General features: G+C 68.3%; 22 protein-coding genes and 1 tRNA gene. 12 read left to right on the top strand and 11 right to left on the bottom strand.

Features of this window, described 5'->3' with window-relative positions; genetic code table 11:
* Nucleotides 1-13: 13 nt before the first annotated feature.
* Nucleotides 14-265, bottom strand: a complete 252-nt coding sequence (locus NGM10_RS14285) for a hypothetical protein (protein ID WP_253479846.1) — start codon at nt 263-265, stop codon at nt 14-16.
* Nucleotides 266-350: 85 nt separating this feature from the next.
* On the opposite strand from NGM10_RS14285, the gene NGM10_RS14280 reads away from it, so the two are divergent.
* On the top strand, nt 351-1196 hold the full coding sequence (locus NGM10_RS14280) for a DUF7117 family protein (RefSeq protein WP_253479845.1): 846 nt from the start codon (nt 351-353) through the stop codon (nt 1194-1196).
* A 45-nt stretch (nt 1197-1241) separates the two neighbouring features.
* On the top strand, nt 1242-1664 hold the full coding sequence (locus tag NGM10_RS14275) for a hypothetical protein (protein ID WP_253479844.1): 423 nt from the start codon (nt 1242-1244) through the stop codon (nt 1662-1664).
* Here the strand turns inward: NGM10_RS14275 and NGM10_RS14270 are convergent.
* Together NGM10_RS14270 and glyA are read right to left on the bottom strand one after the other, a co-directional pair.
* A complete protein-coding gene (locus NGM10_RS14270; protein ID WP_253479843.1) occupies nt 1661-2554 on the bottom strand; it encodes a bifunctional methylenetetrahydrofolate dehydrogenase/methenyltetrahydrofolate cyclohydrolase in 894 nt (297 codons plus the stop codon). The two genes, NGM10_RS14275 and NGM10_RS14270, sit on opposite strands and share 4 nt — an antisense overlap.
* Nucleotides 2555-2730: 176 nt before the next feature.
* Nucleotides 2731-3978 carry a serine hydroxymethyltransferase gene (gene glyA, locus NGM10_RS14265; RefSeq protein ID WP_253479841.1) on the bottom strand — a complete coding sequence of 416 codons (1248 nt, stop codon included), beginning with the start codon at nt 3976-3978 and terminating at the stop codon, nt 2731-2733.
* Between the two features lie 102 nt (nt 3979-4080).
* On the opposite strand from glyA, the gene NGM10_RS14260 reads away from it, so the two are divergent.
* From NGM10_RS14260 to NGM10_RS14245, 4 genes are all read left to right on the top strand, one after another.
* Nucleotides 4081-6195: a hypothetical protein gene (locus tag NGM10_RS14260; protein WP_253479838.1), complete on the top strand. Its 2115-nt coding sequence runs from the start codon at nt 4081-4083 to the stop codon at nt 6193-6195.
* Nucleotides 6196-6656: 461 nt separating this feature from the next.
* Nucleotides 6657-7481, top strand: coding sequence for a transcriptional regulator TbsP (gene tbsP, locus NGM10_RS14255; protein WP_253479835.1), 825 nt, complete (start codon nt 6657-6659; stop codon nt 7479-7481).
* Between the two features lie 108 nt (nt 7482-7589).
* Nucleotides 7590-9368, top strand: coding sequence for a YcaO-like family protein (locus NGM10_RS14250; protein WP_253479833.1), 1779 nt, complete (start codon nt 7590-7592; stop codon nt 9366-9368).
* A gap of 187 nt (nt 9369-9555) precedes the next feature.
* Nucleotides 9556-9726 (top strand): zf-TFIIB domain-containing protein, encoded by a 171-nt coding sequence (locus NGM10_RS14245; RefSeq protein WP_253479832.1) that lies wholly within the window; start codon nt 9556-9558, stop codon nt 9724-9726.
* A 14-nt stretch (nt 9727-9740) separates the two neighbouring features.
* On the opposite strand, the gene NGM10_RS14240 is transcribed toward NGM10_RS14245, so the two are convergent.
* The 3 genes from NGM10_RS14240 to NGM10_RS14230 form a co-directional block, all read right to left on the bottom strand.
* Nucleotides 9741-10871 (bottom strand): DUF63 family protein, encoded by a 1131-nt coding sequence (locus NGM10_RS14240; protein WP_253479830.1) that lies wholly within the window; start codon nt 10869-10871, stop codon nt 9741-9743.
* A gap of 178 nt (nt 10872-11049) precedes the next feature.
* Entirely contained in the window at nt 11050-11511 is a 462-nt protein-coding gene (locus NGM10_RS14235) for an Lrp/AsnC family transcriptional regulator (RefSeq protein WP_253479828.1), read from the bottom strand.
* A 72-nt stretch (nt 11512-11583) separates the two neighbouring features.
* Nucleotides 11584-12375, bottom strand: coding sequence for an inositol monophosphatase family protein (locus tag NGM10_RS14230; protein WP_253479826.1), 792 nt, complete (start codon nt 12373-12375; stop codon nt 11584-11586).
* A 150-nt stretch (nt 12376-12525) separates the two neighbouring features.
* Between NGM10_RS14230 and NGM10_RS14225 the strand changes: the two genes are divergently transcribed.
* Together NGM10_RS14225 and ddfA are read left to right on the top strand one after the other, a co-directional pair.
* A tRNA-Leu gene (locus tag NGM10_RS14225) sits at nt 12526-12610 on the top strand.
* A gap of 511 nt (nt 12611-13121) precedes the next feature.
* The gene (ddfA, locus tag NGM10_RS14220; protein WP_253479824.1) at nt 13122-13406 is read left to right on the top strand and encodes a DdfA family disk-determining factor; all 285 of its coding nucleotides are present in this window, start codon (nt 13122-13124) and stop codon (nt 13404-13406) included.
* Nucleotides 13407-13413: 7 nt separating this feature from the next.
* On the opposite strand, the gene NGM10_RS14215 is transcribed toward ddfA, so the two are convergent.
* Nucleotides 13414-14826 carry an MATE family efflux transporter gene (locus NGM10_RS14215; protein ID WP_253479822.1) on the bottom strand — a complete coding sequence of 471 codons (1413 nt, stop codon included), beginning with the start codon at nt 14824-14826 and terminating at the stop codon, nt 13414-13416.
* A 590-nt stretch (nt 14827-15416) separates the two neighbouring features.
* On the opposite strand from NGM10_RS14215, the gene NGM10_RS14210 reads away from it, so the two are divergent.
* Nucleotides 15417-16268 (top strand): RNA ligase family protein, encoded by an 852-nt coding sequence (locus NGM10_RS14210; RefSeq protein WP_253479820.1) that lies wholly within the window; start codon nt 15417-15419, stop codon nt 16266-16268.
* Here NGM10_RS14210 and NGM10_RS14205 read toward each other — a convergent pair.
* From NGM10_RS14205 to NGM10_RS14195, 3 genes are all read right to left on the bottom strand, one after another.
* Nucleotides 16265-17047, bottom strand: coding sequence for a PHP domain-containing protein (locus tag NGM10_RS14205; RefSeq protein ID WP_253479818.1), 783 nt, complete (start codon nt 17045-17047; stop codon nt 16265-16267). The two genes, NGM10_RS14210 and NGM10_RS14205, sit on opposite strands and share 4 nt — an antisense overlap.
* A gap of 59 nt (nt 17048-17106) precedes the next feature.
* Nucleotides 17107-17586, bottom strand: coding sequence for an Lrp/AsnC family transcriptional regulator (locus tag NGM10_RS14200; protein WP_253479815.1), 480 nt, complete (start codon nt 17584-17586; stop codon nt 17107-17109).
* A 95-nt stretch (nt 17587-17681) separates the two neighbouring features.
* Entirely contained in the window at nt 17682-18002 is a 321-nt protein-coding gene (locus tag NGM10_RS14195) for a DMT family transporter (protein WP_253479812.1), read from the bottom strand.
* A gap of 430 nt (nt 18003-18432) precedes the next feature.
* Here NGM10_RS14195 and NGM10_RS14190 point away from each other — a divergent pair, with 430 nt between their 5' ends.
* The 3 genes from NGM10_RS14190 (at nt 18433) to NGM10_RS14180 (ending at nt 20693) form a co-directional block, all read left to right on the top strand.
* Complete coding sequence (locus tag NGM10_RS14190) at nt 18433-18915, top strand: DUF309 domain-containing protein (protein ID WP_253479809.1); 483 nt, start codon at nt 18433-18435, stop codon at nt 18913-18915.
* Nucleotides 18916-19082: 167 nt separating this feature from the next.
* The gene (locus NGM10_RS14185; RefSeq protein WP_253479807.1) at nt 19083-19760 is read left to right on the top strand and encodes an ArsR/SmtB family transcription factor; all 678 of its coding nucleotides are present in this window, start codon (nt 19083-19085) and stop codon (nt 19758-19760) included.
* Between the two features lie 138 nt (nt 19761-19898).
* A complete protein-coding gene (locus NGM10_RS14180) occupies nt 19899-20693 on the top strand; it encodes a M14 family metallopeptidase (protein ID WP_253479804.1) in 795 nt (264 codons plus the stop codon).
* Nucleotides 20694-20929: 236 nt separating this feature from the next.
* Here the strand turns inward: NGM10_RS14180 and psmA are convergent, their stop codons facing one another.
* Nucleotides 20930-21691, bottom strand: coding sequence for an archaeal proteasome endopeptidase complex subunit alpha (psmA, locus tag NGM10_RS14175; protein WP_253479801.1), 762 nt, complete (start codon nt 21689-21691; stop codon nt 20930-20932).
* Between the last annotated feature and the right edge of the window lie 5 nt (nt 21692-21696).

Below are 21696 nucleotides of genomic sequence, written 5' to 3'. Positions count from 1 at the left end.
CGTCGATCCGGACTCACCGTTTCCGCGCGAGCAACGCGACCACCACGACGTTGTACACCGCGAGTCCGGCCAGTATCGACGCGAGCGAGAGGCCGACAAAGACGGCGACGAACGCGACGCCCTCGCCGACGCTCTGGGCGCGGAACAGGGCGAGCGCGACCAGCGCGGTCGCCACGAACGCGACGGGCACGCCGTAGTCGTGCCAGAAGCGCTCGGAGACCGGCGCGCGAAAGCGGAGCAGGTCCTCCTCGCCGTCGCGGGGCATGGCCGACAAATCGCGGATTCGTGATATAAATCTTCAGGCGGCCGGGTTCGGGGACGTTTTGTGTCGCGCGGTCGAAACCCGGCGCATGAAGGTCCGCGGCGAGCGCGAGTGCGCCGAGTGTGGCACCCGGTGGTCCTACTACGAGACCGCGAGCGTCGAGTGCCCGTCGTGCGGGAGTCTCCGCAGCGTCGGCGTCGATTCCGACCGCCGACTCCACACCGACACGCCGGTCGAACTCGACCTGACCGAGGCCCGCGAACTGGTCGACTCGCGGCCGCTGCGCGAGGTCGCCGACCGCGCTGGCGACCTCGCCCGCGAGTACGTCCGCAAGCGCGGGTTCGTGCGGGGCGGCGACCTCCTCGACCTCGACGAGACGTACCTCGCGGCCCACGAACTCCGCCACGCCGCCGACGCGGTGGGTCGCGGCCTCGACCTCGACGAGGAGGAGGAGTGGTACTTCCTCGCGCTACTCGGCGGGGCCGACGCCGAGGAAGAAGATGAGGGCCTGCGAGAGGGCGAGCGCAATCGTGAGGAAGCGAGTGAAGACGAGCGCGGGGGCGAGGCGCGTCGCGCCTCGCCCCCGCCCTCGGCGGGCGGTTCCGTGCGTCCCGCGCCCGGCGAGGTCCCGACCGCGATGCACCCCGTCCGGGGGCTCGCCTACGCCGAGGCAGTCGGCGAGTACCGACGGGAGATGGCCGACTGGGTCGACGAGGCCCGCGACTCCGACGAGGGGGAACCAGACGACCGCGCCCCGTCGGCGCTCGAAACCCTCGGCGACCACGTCACGCGCGTCCGGGCGCTGGAGGGCGACGTGGACCCTCGGACCGCCGAATCGCTGGTCGAGGCGGCCCGCGACCTGAGTCGATTCCTGCGCGCGGGCGACGAGGACGCGCTGGCGAGCGCGCGGGAACGGTTCGAGCGACTGGCCTGAGGCCCGCGGGGAATCCTTTTGTCGATTGCTACCAATCCTCTAGGTATGGCGACCGAAGGGACCTCGCGCGGGCAGTGGGCGGTCAGACTCCTGTTTCTCGGCCTCGTCCTCGCACCCCTCGCCCTCCAGTTCGGCGGGGCGCTCGGCGACGACCTGCCCGCGCCTGACGCCGCGGTGGTCGTCCGGGCGCTCGGGCTCGGCGTCGTGCTCGGAATCGTCGCGCTACTGGTCCTCCAGAAGCGGCGTTCGCGCGGTCAGAAGGCCCGGGACGCTCCCGAGCGACCCGGGGACCGCGAGACCGAGGGGACCGCGAGACCGAGGGGACCGGCGAGGTGTACGCGCCGTACGCGTACAACAACCAACAGCGCGCGAGGCGAGAGGGCGAGCGGATACGGAAGCGGGCCGAGGAAATCTCGGAGGCCGAGCGCGACTCGCGAACGCGTCGTTAGGGGCGCGAAAAGACGTTAGGGGAGGTCTACTGCGATTCCCTCCTGCTCTCCGGCGGCCTTCACCGTGTTGTAGAGCAACATCGCGCGGGTCATCGGGCCGACGCCGCCGGGGACGGGCGTGATGGCCCCCGCGACCCCCTCGGCGCTCTCGAAGTCCACGTCGCCGACGAGCTCGTAGCCCTTGTCGGTGTCGGCATCTACGCGGTTGACGCCCACGTCGATCACGGTCGCGCCCTCCTTGAGCATCGACCCGTCGATGAACTCTGGAGCGCCCGCGGCCGCGATGACGATGTCGGCCTCGCGGGTGTGGGCCGCGAGGTCCTCGGTCCGGGAGTGACACACCGTGGTCGTGGCGTTGCCCAGCGGCCCCTTCTGGATGAGGAGGTTCGCCATCGGCTTGCCGACGATCATCGACCGGCCGACAACGACTGCCTCCGCGCCCTCGGTCTCGACGCCCGCCGATTCCAGTAGCTTCTGGATTCCGTGGGGCGTGCAGGGCTTGAACCGGGGGTTCCCCGCGACGAGTCGCCCGACGTTCTCGGGGTGGAAACCGTCCACGTCCTTCTCGGGGTCGACCGAGCGCAGGACCCGGCGGGTGTCGACCTGCTCGACGAGTGGCATCTGGACGAGGATGCCGTGGACCTCGGGGTCGTCGTTGAGGTCCTCGACGGTGTCGAACAGTTCGTCGGCGGGCGCGTCGGGGTCGAGTTCGACGTGGATGCCCTCGATGCCGACCTCCTCGCAGTCGCGCTGTTTCATCGAGACGTAGGTCTCGCTGGCGGGGTCGTCGCTCATCAGCACGGTCGCGAGGCCGGGCCGGACGCCCTCGTCGGCGAGCGCGTCGATGCTGTCCTGGAGGTCGGCGCGGATGTCGGCGGCGACGGCGTCGCCGTCGATGATGTCCGTCATTGGCTGTAGGTGGGACGCCGAGCCATTTCAATCCACGGGTTCGTGCTCATTTCCCCGCCGATATAACCCCATATATGCAATATCGTGCATCAGAGAGTGGGTGCGCGAGCAGACGGCTCGACGGCAGAGGTACCGTACCGGAACGAAAACGAAGCGTAACGGCAATCGACCGCGACCTACTCGTACAGGGGGTTCGCCTCGCAGAGTTCCTGGACCTGCTCGGCGACTTCGCCCGTCACGTCGTCGTCGCCGACGTTGTCGACCACGTCGGCGATGAGGTCGGCGACGTACGCGCAGTCGTCCTCGTCGAAGCCTCGGGTCGTGAGCGCGGGCGTCCCCGCGCGGATGCCCGAGGTGACGAACGGCGAGCGCGTCTCGCCCGGTACGGTGTTGGCGTTGAGGACGATGCCCACGTCTTCGAGCGCCTCCTCGGCGTCCTTGCCGGTCACGTCCTCGTGGGACTCCCGGAGGTCGACCAGTACGAGGTGGGTGTCGGTACCCCCGGAGACGAGGCCGAAGCCGTGTTCCTGCAGGCGTTCCCCGAGCGCCTCGGCGTTCCTGACGGTCTGCTCGGCGTAGTCGTCGAACTCGGGTTCGAGTGCCTCCCCGAACCCGACCGCCTTGCCCGCGACGTTGTGCATCAGGGGCCCGCCCTGCATCCCCGGGATGACGGCCGAGTCGATGGCGTCGGCGTACTCCTCGTCGCAGAGGACGATGCCGCCCCGGCCCGCCCGGATGGTCTTGTGGGTCGACCCCGTCACGAAGTCGGCGACGCCGACCGGCGAGGAGTGGACGCCCGAGGCCACGAGACCGGTGATGTGGGCCATGTCGGCGAGGTGGTAGGCGTCGGCGGCGTCGGCGGCCTCCTGGACGCGCTCCCACTCGACCTCGCGGGGGTAGGCCGAGTAGCCCGAGACCACGATGTCGGGGTCGAACGCCTCGGCGTGGTCGCGCAACTGCTCGTAGTCGATGTAGCCCGTCTCGGGGTCGACCTCGTACTGCTCGACCTCGTAGAGCTGGCCGGTGAAGTTGGCGTGGTGGCCGTGGCTGAGGTGGCCGCCGTGGGTCAGGTCGAGCGAGAGAATCTTGTCGCCGGGGTCGAGCATGGCGAAGTAGACCGCCATGTTGGCCTGCGACCCGGAGTGGGGCTGGACGTTGACGTGCTCGGCACCCCAGAGTTCCTTCGCGCGCTCGATGGCGAGTTCCTCGACGGTGTCGACGTGCTCGCACCCGCCGTAGTAGCGCGACCCGGGGTACCCCTCGGCGTACTTGTTGGTCAGGACGCTCCCCTGGGCTTCGAGGACGGCCTCGCTGACGTGGTTCTCGCTGGCGATCATCGCCAGCGTATCGCGTTGGCGCTCGACTTCGGCTTCGAGGGCGTCTGCGACCTTCGGGTCGGCCTCGCGGACGCGGTCGTACTTCATGGGAGAAATCCCTGCGCCCCGAAGTATAAGCTTACCTTTCGCGGCGTTGCGGCGGGCGACAAAAATATAAACTCCGGGTGAGACACGTTGTTTGACGCCGACATGATAGAGTGGGAGGAGACGGATTCCGGCTTTCGGGTGTTCGACCGCACGAAGACGGAGGTGTGTATCGACGCCGACGGCTGGTCGACCGCCGACGCGGGCCACGACATCGACCGGCCGCTGGACGCGACGGTGTCGGGCTACGCCTCCGAGCTTCGGCTCCCCGCGGCGCTGGTCTTCGCGTTCAGCGGTACGTCCAACGAAAAGCACACCCACGGCGGCGATAGCGAACCGCTCGAACTCCCCGACGACGAGTATCTCCTCGACGTCAATCTCAACATCAAGACGTATCTGAAGTTCTCCGGGCCCGCGACGGTTCGGAAGACCGACGACTACAACGACCTCATCGTCTCGTTCCCCGGGCGAACGCAGGTGACGTTCGGGTTCCGGAGCCACTACGAGGAACCGGTCGACACGATCACCGTGCCGCCGACGCCCGAGGGCGTCGCGACGGCGGTGACGTACGCCTCGGCCTCCCACAAGACGGTCGGTCCGGACCGTTCGTATCCGAACCTGCGCGGTCATCCGCCGCGGCTCGAACTCGGCGGCCGAACCGAGATTCCCGACCACGTAGTCGAATCGCGGGCCGACGTAGGAATCGAGCTGGCCGTCCCGGACGACTTCGAGTACGTGTTCGTCGCCGCGCCCCTGGCCTACTACCTGCAGGCCGAACTCCGGGTCGAAGACCGGCAGTTCCCCGTCCTCCGCGCGCCCGAGGCCGGAGTCGAACACCGGTTCACCCCGTTGCCCGGGTTCCAGCACGAGGTCGCCGACACCCTCCGGCGGGTGTTCTTCCTCGACTGCCTCGTCCGGAACGCGGGCGAGTACAGCTGGGACCTCGCGGAGTTGGACCTGCTCGACCGACTCGACCTCGACGCCGAGGAGACGTACCACTCGACCCCGGCCAAGCAGTTGGCGACGTATCTCGACGCCCGGTACGAGCGCATCGACGAGGACCTGCCCGAGTGGCACCTCGCCATGCACGTCGAACCGGTCGCCGACAGCGCCACCTCGCTGCCGTACTTCCTCAACAACCTCAGCCTCGTCTACCTCCCCGAATCCACCGAACTGGAGAAAGAAGAACTCCTGAACAAGTCCATCGACGACTTCTACCGGGCGGGCGACCCGACGGCCCATCCACAGCAGGCGGCCGCCGTCGCGGGAGCCGGATACCGAGCGGGGGCCGGGACGGTCAGGTCGGTCGACCGGCGCGACCCCGTCCTCCACGAGGGCCAGATAAACGGCTGGCTCGCCGATGGCGTCCCCATCGACGTGTTCAAGGCGGTCCCCGAGGCCTACGAGAACCGCTTCAAGTACATCGACCAGGGCGAGGGCGACATCGACGTGACGGTCGTCCTCAACGACGACGAGATGGTCGACGAACACGACACCGTCGCCGACATCTATCAGGAGCGCGCCGAGGACCTCCCCATCGACGTGACCGTTCACGAGCACCTCTCGAAGCGGGAACTCGCCGACGTGCTGGAGTCGGCCCACGACTTCGTCCACTACATCGGCCACTGCGAGGAGGACGGACTCCGGTGTCGGAACGGCCACCTCGCGGTCGAGGACATCGCGGAGAGCAACGTCCAGACGTTCTTCCTCAACGCGTGTGGCTCCTACTACGAGGGACGCGACCTCGTCAGGAAGGGAAGCGCCGCGGGCGCGGTCACGTTCACGAAGGTCCTGAACAAGCAGGCCGCGAAGGTCGGCGTGGCGTTCGCCCGCCTGCTCATCCACGGATTCAGCATCCAGCGTGCCCTCCAGCTCGCCCGGCGGCGGATCATGATGGGCAAGGACTACGCGGTCGTCGGGGATGGAACGTACGTTCTGACCCAGAGTGACAACCGATACCCAACTTCCGGGACGATAGAGGAGGCCGATGGAGCCTTTGATGTTCAGTTCACTCAGACGACTCCGCGGAGCATTGGTGGTGGGTATCAGATTTACTTACCTGACGACGACGGTGAGGAGATGTACCTCCACGGAAAGGACATGAACTTCACACTCAACCGTTCGGAGCTCCGTTCGTTCCTCGACCGAGCAAAGGCCCCCTTCGTCTACGATGGTGATCTCTACTGGTCGAATGAGCTATCGAAAATACTTGAAAGCTAACCGCCGGACTACGGCCCTGTAGAACCGCCTGCAGAGTCCTGAATACCGACTTCCCACAGATACGTAGTTCCCAGCATCACTGCGTAGGCCGCATCCATCGCTCGCGGTCTGTCAACGAACCATTGTCGGATTTTGCCTCGCATGGCGTATCCCGTGTTACAGGGTCCCACCATTTGATTGTTTCGTATCTTTCACGTTTTAGTAGGAACGCAATAACTCCGGAAATACGCCGTTGAAACTACATATTTGCGAGTAAAATCCGCGCTCGTTCGAAGGTATTCCACTCCTCAACGAAATTTTCGAATATCGGATATCGGTCTCGATACTGCTATCGGGTGTGAACGGTCGGGCCGACGACGAGATTAGGGATGTAAAACCTACCTCCGACTTCCTCGTATAATCCGTGATTTCCCCCTGTTACTAACGTTAAAATTAAGTAGGGTAAACGCGTTTGTGGGTATATGGAGACCGAATCGAATTTACTCGATCAAGAAATAGCCGAAATCCTTCGGACGGTCGTCGACGGCGCGCCCGAGACCCTGCTCGTCGTCAATCCATCGAAGGACACCATCGAAGAGCTCATTGGCGTCGCCACCGAGTACGAGGGCGACCTGCCCACCATCCGCCTGCTCGCACAGGAGGGGACGCTCAAGGACGTGATGGAGGACTTCATCGTCGCGAGCAACGCCGCCGACCTCATCGACGAGGGCGCGCTGTCGCTTCGCACCACCGACGAGGTGCCGAGCAACTCGCTCATCGTCACCGACGAGGTCGTCATCGCGCTGGTGACCGCCGACGACAAGGTCGGCGGCCTCACCGCCGACGACGACGAGTTCGTCGCGGAGGCGTACGACTCCTACACCGCGCAGTGGGAGGAGACCAGCGACTTCTCGCTTCGCACTCCCGCGATCTCGCGCGTCCGCGACACGCTCGGCGAGGAGATCAGCGCCGACGCCCAGCAGGACTTCGACGAGGTGCTCTCCTCGATGGAGACCGCCCGCGGAGACGGCGACGGTCTCGACGAGGTCACCATCAGCCTGCTCGTCGCGGCCAAGAACGAGGCCCTGCTGTACGACATCAGCAAGTGGGGCGAGGACGTCGGCATCGCGAGCAAGGCCACCTTCTCGCGCACGAAGACCAAGCTCGAGGACATGGGCCTCATCGGCACCGAGAAGGTCCCCATCGACGTGGGTCGTCCGCGTCTGCGCCTCAAGCTCGCCAACGAGGACCTCCAGAACGCCGAGACCGACCAGCTCGCGGGCGTCGCCCAGAGCATGCTGAACTGACGGAAAACGTCGTTTCGCGCCGAGAGGCGAGCGGGGTTTTCGCTCGCCGGTCACCGACCCCCGAGCGATAGCACCGCGTTTTTCGTGTCCCGGTCCGTCGGTCGAGCCATGAGCACACCGACCGTCGGAATCGCGGGCGCGGGGGTCGCGGTCGAGGCCGCGACCGCGGCGCTCGCCGACGCCGAAACCGCCGAGGTCGACGCCCGCGAGTTCGCGGGCGTCGACCTCGGCGTCGTCGTGGACGACGCGGGCGCGGAGACGTTCGAGCGCGCGAACAGCGCGGCCCGCGAGGGAGAGACGCCGTGGCTCGCCGTCGAGCTGGGCGGGGTCGGCGGCCGCCCGCTCCCCGAGGTCGAGGCCGCCGTCTCGGGGTTCGCGCCCGCGACCGCGTGCTACGAGTGCCTGCGGACGCGGGTCGAGGCGAATCTGGACGACGGAAGCGATGCCGACGACGGAGACGGGGACGAAGCGACCCCCGGAACCGACGCCCCGACCGCCCGCTTGGCGGGCGCGCTCGCGGGCCGCGAGGCCGCGACGCTGCTGTCGGGGGGCGAGTCGGCGATTCTGGGCGGCGTGATCGAGGTTCCCCACGCCGAGCGCCGGGTCCTGCCGGTGCCCGACTGCGGGGTCTGCGGCGACGCGCGCGACCGGACGCTCGCGCGCGACCACGCCGAATCGACCCTCGAGGAGTCGCTCGCCCGGGCCGAGCGCGCGGTCGACGACCGCGTGGGCCTCGTCTCGTCGATAGGCGAGGCCGAGTCGTTCCCCGCGCCGTACTACCTCGCGGAACTGGCCGACACGACCGGATTCAGCGACGCGCGGGCGGCCGAGCAGGCCGCGGGCGTGGCGGCCGACTGGAACGAGGGGCTGATGAAGGCGCTCGGCGAGGCGCTCGAACGCTACGCGGCGGGCGTCTACCGCGAGTCGGAGTTCCGAGTCGCGCGACCCGCCGACGTCGACTCGGCAGTCGCGCCCGCCGAATTCGTCCGGCCCGGGGACGCGGGGGCGGCCCAGTCCGGTGACTGGGCCGCCCCCGCTCCCGACGAGGCGGTGGCGTGGGTCCGGGGTGCGGACCTCGCGACCGGCGACTCCGTCGACCTCCCCGCGGAGTTCGTCCACTTCCCGCCGCCGGAGGTCCGACACAGGCCCTCGATTACGACCGGTCTCGGCCTCGGGAACTCGACGGTCGAGGCGCTGCTGTCGGGGCTCTACGAGGCGGTCGAGCGCGACGCCACCATGCTGGCGTGGTACTCGACGTTCGAACCGCTTGGGCTGTCGGTCGACAGCGAGCGGTTCGAGACCCTCTCGCGGCGTGCGCGCGCGGAGAATCTGGACGTGACGGCGATGTTGGTCACGCAGGACGTGGACGTACCGGTGGTCGCGGTCGCGGTCCACCGCGACCGCGAGGAGTGGCCCGCGTTCGCGGTCGGCTCCGACGCCGACCTCGACCCCGACGCCGCGGCGGAGTCGGCGCTGGCCGAGGCCCTCCAGAACTGGATGGAGCTCCGGTCGATGGGCCGGGAGGACGCCGCCGATTCGGACGGGGCCATCGGCCGGTACGCCGGATTCCCCGAATCGGCCCGGGAGTTCGTCTCGGTCGAGACGACGGTCCCGAGCGACAGCGTCGGCCCCGCCGAGGTCCCGGAGGGGACGGCCGAACTCGACGCCGTCCTCGACCGCCTCGCCGACGCCGACCTGTCTGCGTTCGCCGCGCGACTGACGACCCGCGACGTCGCTTCGCTGGGGTTCGAGGCGGTCCGGGTCCTCGTCCCCGACGCCCAGCCGCTTTTCACCGGGACCGCCTACTTCGGCGAGCGCGCCCGGACCGTCCCGGCCGAACTGGGCTTCGAGTTCCGTCCGGACCGCGAGCTCCATCCGTACCCCTGATTCGCAAACGGTACGGTTAGTCCGGTCCGGCGGCGGGGTCGAACCGGGGTCCCTCGCGCTGGCCGACAGTCGACCAACGCCTCGGGCGTTCGCGTCGGCTGACCAATCCGGAGTTTTATGACGCCGCCCGTCCTACGTGTTAGCGTATGGCATTATTTATCATTTCAGTCTCGGGGAGGGACCGACCGTGACGACCGAGTACGAACTCGACTGTGCGACCTGCGGGTCGTCGCTGACCCGGGCCGAAATCGTGGCCGACTCGCTGGGGTTCGACGAGGGCACGATAGAGGTCGCGGAGTGTTCGGACTGCGGCGGTCGATACTTCCCGGAGACGACGCTGAACCGCTTGGAAACCTGAACCGACCCGCCCACCTACACGCCGAACGTCGCCCGGAGCATGTCCCGCGAACCGGGACCGAGCCCGACCGCGACGATGGCGATCAGGAGCAGGATGGCGTAGCGCGGGCTCTCCTCGAATATCTGCTCGTCGAACACCCAGACCACGAACACCGCGGCGACGATTTTGACCACGAGGAACGGCCACGCCGTCCCGAGGAAGTGCTGGACGGTCTCGGGGAACTGCTCGCCGACCTGGATGAGCGCGCGGTTGACCGGATGCTTGGGGACGAGGTCGGCGGGCAGGCCGAGTTCGGTCGCCCAGTCGATGCCGACCACGTTCGCCACGCCGTCGACCGAGTGGGCCCAGAGGACGACCAGTCCCATCCGTTCTGTCCCGCGGTTGACGTGGGGCGCGTACCGCTCGATGGCCCACCAGACCGCCGCGGTCAGGGCGGTCGAGGCCACCACAACGACCGCCGTGATCTGGGGGTAGAAGCTGACGTAGTCGGTCGTGAACGCAAGCACCGAGAGGTACCCGAGCGTGGCCGCCAGCAGGGCGGCCCCGACGCCCGCGAGGGGCCTGCCGTAGCGCGAAACCGTCCCCCGGTCGGCCAGCCTGACGCTTCCCACCAGCGCGACCAGCGTGACCGCGAACATCGTGAAGTAGATGATGGGGCTGATGATGAGCGTGTTCCACGGGAACGAGACGAGGGGGTCGACGCCCGCCGGGACCGCGTCCCCGGCGTCCTCGACCACGCGCAGGGCACCCCCGAGCAGCATGTAGGGGAACAGCGCGTAGAACAGACCCCTGTCCTGACCGATGTCGAGTCGCCGGAGGAGGAACACGACGCCGACGAGCGCGAGCAGGAGCGTGACCGCGTACCCGATCTCCGAGACGACCGTGTAGCCGGGGTACGCGACCGGACCGGAGGCGGCCGAACAGGCGGCCGAGTCGTAGAGGTACGTGGTCGACCCGTCTGCGTAGACCGCACACTGCGCGCTCTGGGCGTCGGCGACGACCGGCCCCCAGAAGTACTGCCAGACGAACCGGTCGTAGACGAGTTCGGGGAACGCGAGCGCGCCGCCGACCAGCGCGGCCAGCAATGCGGCGACGGTGCCGCCCCAGAGGCGTTCGGGGTCCATCTCCTCGGTTACCGTGCCCATGTTCTACGTCCCGGAAGCGGGCGGTTTTACCGTTGCGGTATCCGACCGACCGTCCATCCCCGGAGCCGAGTCGCTCGGCGACTCGGCTCCGAGAACGTGCGACTCGCGATGACGCCTCTCGCCACCGTCGGAACCCGTAGCCATCACCGCGGGTGGTTTCGACGTGACTCTCGGCGCGTCACGCCTCCAGTTCGACGGGGAGTTCCTCGGCCTCGTAGGGCGTCCCGAGGATGACCATCGTCTGCGACCGGGCGAACCCGTCCATCTGGGCGATGTGCTCGAACATGAGCTCGCGGAGTTCGTCGGCGTCCTCGGCGAACACCCGCATCAGCACGTCCCACGACCCGGTCGTGAGGTGGACCGTCTGCACGCCGTCGATGTCTTCGAGGCGTCCGAGGGTCTCCTGTTCCTGGCCCTGCTCGACTTGGAGGCCGACGACCGCAGAGATACCGAAGTCGAGCGCCTTCGGGTCGACCTTCGCGTGATAGCCTTGGATGACGCCCGCTTCCTCCATCCGGTTGACGCGGTCGTGGACGGTCGCGCTCGACATGTCGATTCGTCGCGCGATCTCGCTGAACGGCGTTCTCGCGTTCTCTTGGAGGGCTTCGAGGATTTCTCGGTCGGTATCATCGAGTTCCATACCTAACATCAAATTCTTTCATCCTATATATCCTTAGAATTCACTTCGAGTGTGACGGTGGTTTCCAATCGACTACGCGACGTCCCGAACCGCCGCCAGCAGTTCGTCGTGGGCCTCGCCGTTGGAGGCGACGAGTCCCTCGCTGTCGTGTCGCCACGGATTCCCGTCGAGGTCGGTCACCACGCCGCCCGCCTGCCGGACCATGTAGACCCCCGCGACGGTGTCCCACGGGTTCGGGACGACGTCGGTCACGGTGCCTTCGAGCGACCCCGCGGCCACCATCCCGAGGGTGACCTGCGCGCACCCGAACCGGCGCATGTCGCCGAACCGCTCGACGATCTCCCGGCAGACAGCGGCGTACTCCTCGCGGTGGTCGAAGTCCCACCAGATGGTCGGCGCGACCGCGAACGCCTCGGGGTCGGTCCGGTCGCTGACCGAGACCGACTCGCCGTTCAGGCGGGTGCCCTCCGGTCCCGCCACGAACCGGTCGCCGAGCGCGGGACAGTCGTTGACCGCCGCGACCGGGTCGCCGTCCCGGACCGCCGCGACGCTGGTCGTCCAGACCGGAACGTCCCGGACGTAGTTGTTCGTCCCGTCGATGGGGTCGATTATCCACGCGTCGCCCTCGTCGGGCACCGCCTTGAGTTCGTCCTCCTCCTCGCCCACGATGGCGTCGTCGGGGTACTCCTCGGTGACGACCTCGATGACCCGGCGCTGGGCCGCCCGGTCGGCCTCGGTGACCACGTCGGTCTTGCCCGTCTTCGTCTCCACGTCGATGCCGCTTCGGAACCCCTCGGCGGCGACTTCGGCCCCGGCCCGCGCCGCGCGCTCGGCGACCGCGAGGCGGTCTACTGCGTCGGTCATGATTTCAGCAGTGGGGGTTCGACGGAAAAGGAGTGTCGGTTTGGAGAGGCGATGGGACGCTCGCCGAGTCGAGCGCGGCGGGTCGAGCGTGGCGCGCCGGGAGTCGAAACGCAGACTATTAAAGCGACTCGGACCAATTCCCGACCGCGTGCGAGGGTAGCCAAGCCAGGCCAACGGCGGCGGACTCAAGATCCGCTCCCGTAGGGGTCCAAGGGTTCGAATCCCTTCCCTCGCATCGCAGGCGTGGCTCTGCCACGTTGAAACGCGCGGCACCGCCGCGCCAAGATGCAACAGGGAGGGTTCGAATCAGGCGAGTCGTCGCCCGGACCGGCGCTGGGGTGGCGCGTCGCGCCACCCCAGCGCCGCACGCCCGGACCGTCTCGACGTGGTTCGAATCCCTTCCCTCGCACTCAATAGCGTGGGTTTCCCACGTAGCGTGGCTCTGCCACGTCACAAACGAGTGCTGGAAGACCGCTTCGGAGCGTTCTTCCCTCGCATATCTCCGGCCGACCGATGCTCCGAACAGCGACCGCTCTCCCCTCGTCCGGTTCGAGGGGACTGTTCGGCTGATCCTTTTAATCGCGTTTGATATGTAATGGTGTGTGCTTTTGAGTGGGGTAGCCTTAGCGTAAGTAGATGGAACGTAACGACGGAATCGAGTTCGTCGTACTCGCGACGACGGTGCAGGTGACACTCGGGTCGGTCGGCGGCCCGCGACCCGCTCCGGGCGGGGTGTCCGGTCTGCCATGACGAACGCGACCGACAGGAGCGGTGCCGACTTCGTTCGCGAATTGGACCGAGAGGAATCACCGAGCGAAGCGGTCTACACCGTGGTCGCCGCGGTGAGCAACTGCCTACCGACCGACCTCGAACCGCTGGCCGACCGAATCGACCCGGACGCCCTCGATTCGCTCTTCGGCCAGCGGTCGGCCTCGGCGAGCGCGCAGATCGAGTTCGACTACGCCGGGTACGAGGTCACGGTGACGCCCGAGGCGGTCCTGCTTCGGGAGCGCGACGGCGGGCGTCGCTGACCCGCGGTCAGTCGTCGGCGGGCGCGCCGGTCGGTCCCTCGGTGAGGTCGCCGTCCCGCCACGTCCCGCGCCGGAACCAGGCGAGCGCGAGGAGCCCGCCGACGACGTTCGAGACGAGGAACGCGACCCAGATGCCCTCCTCGCCGATCTCGTGGGCGCCGAACCACGCGACCGGCAGGCGGACGACCCCGAGCATGAATATCGAGAGGGCGGCCGCGGTCAGGGTCTTGCCCGCGCCGCGGAACCCGCCGGTGTAGGCGCGCATCACCCCGATGAAGCCGAACGACGGCGCGACGTACCGGAGGAAGGTCGCGCCGACATCGACCACCTCGGGGTCCTCGGTGAACACCGCGACGATGGGGTCGGCCGCGAGCCAGATGACCACGCCCATCGCCGTGAGGACGACGAACATCACCTTCGCGCCGAAGTGGTTGGTCGCCGCCGCGCGGTCGGGCTTGCCCGCGCCGATGTTCTGGCCCGACATGGTCTCGACGCCCCGGGCGACCGCGATGGCGGGCAGGAAGATGACCGAGAACACGCGGGTGCCGACGCCGTAGGCCGCGACAACGGTGGTCGGGAACAGCGCGACCACGTACAGGAGGAGGTTGACCGACAGCGCCCGGCCGGTCCCCTCGACCGAGGCCGGGACCCCGATGCGGAGTATCTTCCGGAGGTACTGGAAGTCGGGGCGCATGTCCTCGATTCGAATCCGCACGCCCCGCGACCCCCGGAGCATGATTCCGAGTCCGACCGCCATCGCCAGCGCCCGCGAGGCGATGGTGGCGACCGCCGCGCCCTGGATGCCGCGCTCGGCGAACGGCCCCCACCCGAAGATGAGGAAGGGGTCGAGCGCGACGTTGAGGGCCACGGTCCCGGCCATCACCAGCATCGGAGTCACCGTGTCGCCGTAGCCCCGCATCAGCGCGACGAACACGAAGAACCCGAACATGAACACGATGCCGAGCGAGATGACCTGCATGTACGCCTTCGCGCCGGGGAGCACCTCCGGCGACGCCCCGAGCAGCGCGAGGAAGTCGCCGACGAGGAAGTAGCCCACGACGCCCAGCACGAGCGACGCGAGGATGGAGAACGTCACGGTCTGGGACGCGGCGTACTCGGCCTGTCGCTCCTCGCCCGCGCCGACGTGCTGGGCGACCAGGACCGACCCGGCCACCGACAGCCCCATCCCGAGCGAGATGAGCAGGAACACCATCGGGAACGCGAAGCTGATGGCCGCCAGCGACTCGGTGCTGTACTGGCCGAGCCAGAACGTGTCGGCGAGGTTGTAGGCGGTCTGGAGCAGGTTCGTGACGACGATGGGAAGCGAGAGGTAGAACAGCGGCCACCCGATTGCCCCGTCGGTCAGGTCGAGTTCCGACTGGTCCTTGAACGCACCGCCGAGTCGCTCACGGAGGCTCATCGGTCGTCCTCCCGGTCGCCGGTGGTCTCGTCGGCGATGCACTCCGTCACGCCCGAAACTAACTGACCGGTCAGTCAAAAGGCTTCGGAAGCCGGGTCGAGCGGTTCCGCCACCCGAACGTTAACGTTCGGAGGCTGTCATCGAGGTAGCCTTTACCGTTTTCGGTGGGTGTCGTGACAGAGTGACCGAGGGAGACGCGAAAGCGAACGCCCAGAAAGCCCCCGCCCGCTCGCTACCCACCGCCGCAGAAGGCAGACCCTCGACCACCCAGAAAGCCCCCGCCCGCTCGCTACCCACCGCCACAGAAGGCAGACCCTCGACCACCCAGAAAGCCCCCGCCCGCTCGCGGTCGCTCCGGCGGATATTCGCGGCTCTCCGCAACGCCCGCCGCGAATAGAGCCGCCGGAGACGACTGAAGTGAACGCGAGCGGGCGGCCCCTTTCAATCCCACCCCGTGGAATGTGTCGCCGGGCGATTCCCAGTGGATGGTTCACCGGCCGTTTCCGTGGACTGTCTCACCGGGCGACACCTCCCGGAACACCTCCCGAACCGACACCACATTCAAGGCGTTCGCCTCCGAACCCCGCGTGGTGAAGCAGTACCCCGAGATTCCGCGCGCCGAGGAGGCACCCGACCTGTTCGAGGGCGGCCACCTCTGGCTACAGGAGAAGATAGACGGCGCGCACCTCCGCTTTCAGCTTCGGGAGTCGGGACTCCTCCGGTTCGGCGACCGGACCCGGGTCTTCGGCGAGGAGGTGCCCGGGCCGTACCGCCACGCCGCGCGTCACGTCCGGGAGAACCTCGACCGGGCGGCCCTGCGGGAGGCGGTCTCCGAACCCGAGGGGTTCGTCTTCTTCGGCGAGGCGACCCACGCCCACCGAATCGAGTACGACTGGGACCGGATGCCCTCGTTCCTCGGGTTCGACGTGTGGTCGGCGCGCAAGGAGGCGTTCCTCCCGCCGGACGCGGTCGAGAAGATACACCGGCGACTCGGCCTGCACCCCGTCGATACCTTCGAGAAGGAGGTCCGGGCGACCGACTTCGACCCGGGGAGCTACGAGATTCCGACCTCGGAGTGGTACGACGGCCCCGCCGCCGGGGTCGTCGTCCGGAACAAGACCGGCGGGCGCGCCCAGATTCCCAATCCGGCTGTTCCGGACGCCGACGGGGCCGACCCGGTCGACACCGCCGAGACCGACCCAATCGACGCCGACCCCGACGCGCTCGCCGAGGAGTACGCGACCGACGAGCGGTTCGAGGCGGTCGCGAGCGCCCTGCGCGAGTCCGACCGCCCGGTCACGTTCGACGCGGTCTACGACCGGGTCGTCGAGCGCATCTTCCGTGAGGAACACGCGCGACTCTTCGAGGACCGCGCCGACCTCGACGTTCGGGCGTTCAAGTCGGCGGTCGCGGCCCGGACCCAGGAGTACCTCGGCGGCTAGCCCTCGAACAGCCGAACCGGTTCGGCGTCGGCGGCCTCGAAGCGCTCCGCGAGCGCGGGGACGCGCTCGCGGAGTTCCGCGGGCGCGTGGGAATCGGACCCGACCACGAACTCGACGCCGCGCTCGCGCAGGGCGTCGAACAGGTCGGACGCGGGGTGAAACTCGCCGTAGTCGCCCAGCGCGCGCCCGGCGTTGACTTCGGGCACCGTGGGCGAGCGCGCGAACGCGTCGGCGACCATCTCGCGGTGGTCGGCCGTGGTGTAGCCCCGGAGTTCGGGGGTCCGCTCGACGAGGTCGACGTGGGCGGCGATTTCGAACAGTTCCGACTCGGCGAGGCTCACGAGCGACTCGTAGTATCGCTCGACGATTGCGCGACGCTCGACCGGAGAGCGGTCGGCGAACTCCGCGCTACTCTGGACGTTCTCGCCGTCGACGTGGTGGACGCTCCCGAGCGCGTAGTCGAAGTCGGCCTCGTCGAGGAAGTCGGCGATGGCGGCCTCGTCGCGCGGGTCGTAGTCGAGTTCGACCGCGTCGTAGACCGTCAGGTCGAACCGCTCGCGGAGCGTCTCGATGGCCTCGCGCCGGAGGGGGTAGGTCCGGTCGAGGTTGAAGCCGTACTCGCGCTTGGCTCGTCGCATCCGCTCGCGGTCGGCGACGTTGCAGTGGTCTGCGAACCCGACCGCCTCCAGTCCGGCGTCGGCGGCCGCCCGGACCATCCCCGGCATGACCGACCCGTCGGAGTAGTTCGAGTGAACGTGATAATCGTGAGTGACGGGCACGCGAGAACGTTGGGGCTCGGACGGCGTAGCTATTGGGGTTCGGAAATCTGACGCCCTGCTCACCCGTCGCTCACGAACTGCTCGCCGAAGTGGTTGAACGGCTGGGCGGTCTCGCGCGTGACCATCTCGACGCGCTCGGGGTCGAGACCGAGGTCGGTCAGGGCCCCGATTCGCTCCTCGATTTCGGTCTGGGACCGGCCGATGACCTCGACGGTGACGTTGCCCTCGCCCGCGAGCAGTTCCCGGACCCGAACCACGCCGTCGACCTCGGTCGCGGCGTCGGCGACGCGGCGCTGGTCGTCGAACGGAACCGTCCCGACGACCACGACGTGGTGGCTCATCCCCGCCGTCTGGTAGTCGACCGAGGGGTGGTAGCCGGTGATGACTCCCCGGTCCTCCAGTCGCTTGATGCGGTTGCCGACCGTGCTTGACGCCACGTCGACCTGCTCGGCGATGGCCGAAGTGGTGTTGTTCCGGGCGTTCTCCTGGAGCAGGTAGAGGATGCCTTTGTCGATGTGGTCGATGCTATCTTCGCTCATGGAAGATGGGGAACTAGTCGGGACACGCGACAATCAGGTTTGTGCCCCCTGACGGACGGTCGTGGCGTCCGACCCGCGGTCTCGGGTCCCGCGAATCAGTGGCCCGAGGTGACGTGGAGGCCCGCGATGCCGACCACGATGACGCCGACGAAGGCGACCCGCGAGAGGTCGGCGGGTTCCTCGAACAGGACGATGCCGAGCGTGGCGGTCCCCACCGCGCCGATGCCGGTCCAGACCGCGTAGGCCGTCCCGACCGGGAGGTCCTCGACCGCCCGCGCGAGCAACACCATGCTGACGACGAGCGCGACGACCGTCGCCGCGGTCGCTCTGGGGTTCGTCAGGCCGTCGGAGTACTTCAGGCCGATGGCCCACGCCACCTCGAACAGCCCCGCGACGACCAGCGTTGTCCACGACATGTCCCGGGTTTGGGTCCTCGCGGGTCTATAGGTTGTCGTTCGGAATGAGTTGCAGGGTCGTGTTTTCACCCTCTGCGTGCAGGTGAACCAGTCTACGCGGGTGGGATTGAAAGGGGCCGCCCGGTCGCGGCCGTAGGCCGTGGTCGTCTCCGCGGGCGACTATTCTCGCGCGGGCCGTGTCCTCGCGAGCGAAGCGAGTGAGGGCTCGTCGGACCGCAGGTCCGACGGTGCGGAGAGCGCGAGAATATCCCGCGGAGCGACCGCGAGCGGGCGGGGGCTTTCGAAGCGGCCTCGTTCACTGACTCTACAATTCGTCGCGAGCGGGCGGGGGCTTTCTGGAACCGGTTTTCGGCAGTACTCCTACAAACCCTTTCTCCGAGCCTACCACGTCGTCCGGAGCAGTTACCCGCCTCCGGCCCGAATCCCCGGTATGGACGACCACACCCGAGACCCGATGGTCGGCCCGCCGACGGGCGACCCGACCGGGTGGCTCCCCGAGCGGGGGATGTGGGAGCACGGGACCCTCCGGCGCGCGGTCATCCACGGCGTCGCGCTCTACAACTCCGGCGAGTACCACGAGTCCCACGACTGCTTCGAGGACGAGTGGTACAACTACGGGTCGGGGACCACCGAGAGCGCGTTCCTCCACGGGATGGTGCAGGTCGCGGCGGGCGCGTACAAGCACTTCGACTTCGAGGACGACGGCGGGATGGAGAGCCTGTTCCGGACCGCGCTCCGATACCTCCGGGACGTGCCCGACGACTTCTACGGCGTGGACCTGCCCGACGTGCGCGCGACCATGACCGACGCGCTGGCGGACCCGACGGCCCTCCACGGCTGGCGGATTTCGCTCGACGGCGAACTCCCGAAGGCTCGCATAGAGGACTACGAGTACGCCGAGCGACTCGACTGACCGGCTCGCGAGACTCGACCGACCGCGTCGGGGCGGTCGGTGCGGTCCGAGTCATCCCGACGGACCTGCCGCGACTCAATTGAAATCGACAACTTATATAGTTTGCTCGTCCACGTTCGGGATGGAGCGGTCCCCGCGAACTCGGGTTCCGGAACGGAGGCTCTCACATGACGACGACCGAACGCCAATACGAGATGGTACCGACCACCGGCCCGCACAGCCCCGAGCGTGACGCTCCGCTCGACGCCGTCTTCGACGCGGTAGGCGACCGGGAGTGTCGGACCCTCCTCCGGCATCTCGCCGAGACCGACGGCGGTCCGGTCGCCGTCGAGGACCTCGCCGAGCGACTCGCCGAAAGCGACGCCACCGGTCGAACGACCGCTCGGCTCCACCACACCCTCCTGCCGAAGCTCGCCGACGCCGGGTTCCTCGACTACGACGCCGACGACCGGACGGTCCGGTACCGGTCGGACCGCCGCCTCGAAGCCGTGCTCTCGACCCTCGACCGCGGGGTCGAGGAGTCGCCGGTCTCGCTCGACGCGCTTCTGGACGCCCTCTCGGCGTTCCGCCGTCGCCGCGCGCTCGTGACGCTGTTGACCCACGGCGACCTCCCGCTCGCCGACCTCGCCGACGAGGTCGCGGTCGGCGAGTACGACCGGCCCCTCCCGGAGATCGACGCCGAGACCGTACTGGAGGTCTACCTCTCGCTGTACCACACCCACGTCCCGAAGCTCGCCGACGCGGGCCTCGTCGAGTACGACCAGCAGGGCGACTTCGTGGCCCTGACCGACGCCGCCGCCGCGGTCGAACCCCGCGTCCGGGCGCTGTGCGACCACGGCGAGTAGTCGGCGGGGGTGTGCGAGAACGAGCGTCGGTGGAGTGTGCGAGACGGACCCACCGCTCGCCGCGGGACCGCGACGCGGTCCCGCGGCGAGCCATCGATTCGAAACGCTCAAGGCCGAACATTTCCTGAACTGTGGCAGATGCGAATCGAACAGCTAGGCGCGGGCACGCCGGAGATAGCCGTGGTCGCCGCGATTCACGGCGACGAGCCCTGCGGTCTCCGCGCGGTCGAGGCGCTACTCGCCGACCCGCCCGAGGTCGAGCGCCCCGTGAAGCTCGTCGTCGCCAATGAGGAGGCGCTCGAACGCGGCGTGCGCTACGTCGACGAGGACCTCAACCGCGCGTTCCCGGGCGACCCGGACGCCGACACCCACGAGGGGCGACTCGCCGCCGACCTCGCGCGCGAGGTCCGGGACTGCACCACGCTGGCGCTACACTCCACCCAGTCGTACGGCGAACCGTTCGCGGTCACCGACACGGTCGGCGCGGTGGCCCGGACCGTCTGTCCACACCTCCCCGTCTCGGTGCTGGTGGACACCCAGAACGAGACCGACGGACGGCTCATCGAGTACCCACACACCGTCGAGGTCGAGTGCGGCTATCAGGGCTCGGAGGCGGCCGCCGAGAACGCCGTGGAGTTGACCCGCGGCTTCCTGCGGGCGACCGGCGCGCTCCCGGCCGAGGAGGTCCCGGCGGCCGACCGCGACGAGGTGGCGGTGTTCCGTCTGGGCCGCAAGATTCCCAAGGAACCCGCCGGCGAGTACCGGGTGCTCGCCGAGAACTTCGAGCGCGTCGACGCGGGCGAGTCGTTCGCGGCGGCCGACGACCGCGAGGTGGTCGCCGACGAACCGTTCTACCCCGTCCTGCTGTCGGCGTACGGCTACGAGTCCATCTTCGGCTACCGGAGCGAGCGCGTCGGCGTGCTGGACGCGTAACCGGCGGCTCTCGACGAGTCGCGCTCGGTGACACCGTCCACCGAGAACCGGCCGTTGTCACCTTCGGCCCGGGGTCGCCCGGGGAACCGAACTCCTCTGATGGAACCGGAAGGGACCGCCCGCTCGCGAGCCTTCGGACCGCGAGCGGGCGGGGGTTCTCGAAGAAGACACGGCACCGAACCGCAACGACGTAGCCACTACTGAAGGGTCGAGAACCGCGGGAAGGAGGAAGTCGGTTACTCCTCGTCGGTCTGCTCGTCGGTGTCGTCGGCGAGCAGTTCGAACTCGCCGAGGTACTCCTCGATCTCGTCGTTGGTGAGTTCGAGGAACGACTCGGTCTCGGCGTCGATTGTGGCCACGCCGACGCCCTCGGGGCTGAGTTCGTCGTCGTTGACCGTCGCGAGCGCGCGGAGCGCGAGCTCGATACCGCCGTCGAGGTCGGCACCCTCGTTGTAGTTCTCTTCGAGGTAGTCCTGAATCTCGCCGCGGTCGGCACCGACCGCCAGCGCCTTCCACTCGTAGGGCGTCCCGGAGGGGTCGGTCTCGTAGAGGCGGGGTTCGCCGTTCTCGATGCCGCCGATGATGAGCGCGACGCCGAACGGACGCGCGCCCCCGACCTGCGTGTACTGCTGGATGTGGTCGGTGACCTCCTTGGTCAGCGTCTCGACGCCGATGGCCTCGCCGTAGCGCAGGCGGTTGACCTGCGCCTGCCGCCGGGCGAAGTCGATGAGCTGGCGGGCGTCGGCGACGTGGCCCGCCGAGGCGATGCCGATGTGGTCGTCGGCCTTGTGAATCTTCTCCACGCTCGTCCGCTCCATGAGTTCCGAACGGATGCGCTTGTCCACGGCCAGCACGACGCCGCCTTCCGTGCGGACGCCGATGCTCGCCGTGCCGCGCTTGACGGCCTCGCGGGCGTACTCGACCTGATAGAGCCGTCCGTCCGGGGAGAAGATGGTAATCCCACGGTCGTAGGCCTGCTGTTGGGCTTGTCCCTGCATAGTGG

It is taken from the genome of Halorussus salilacus (assembly GCF_024138125.1).
Classification (GTDB): domain Archaea; phylum Halobacteriota; class Halobacteria; order Halobacteriales; family Haladaptataceae; genus Halorussus; species Halorussus salilacus.
The sequence above is the reverse complement of the archived record's forward strand: the minus strand, read 5'-3'. Positions and strand labels throughout refer to the sequence as shown.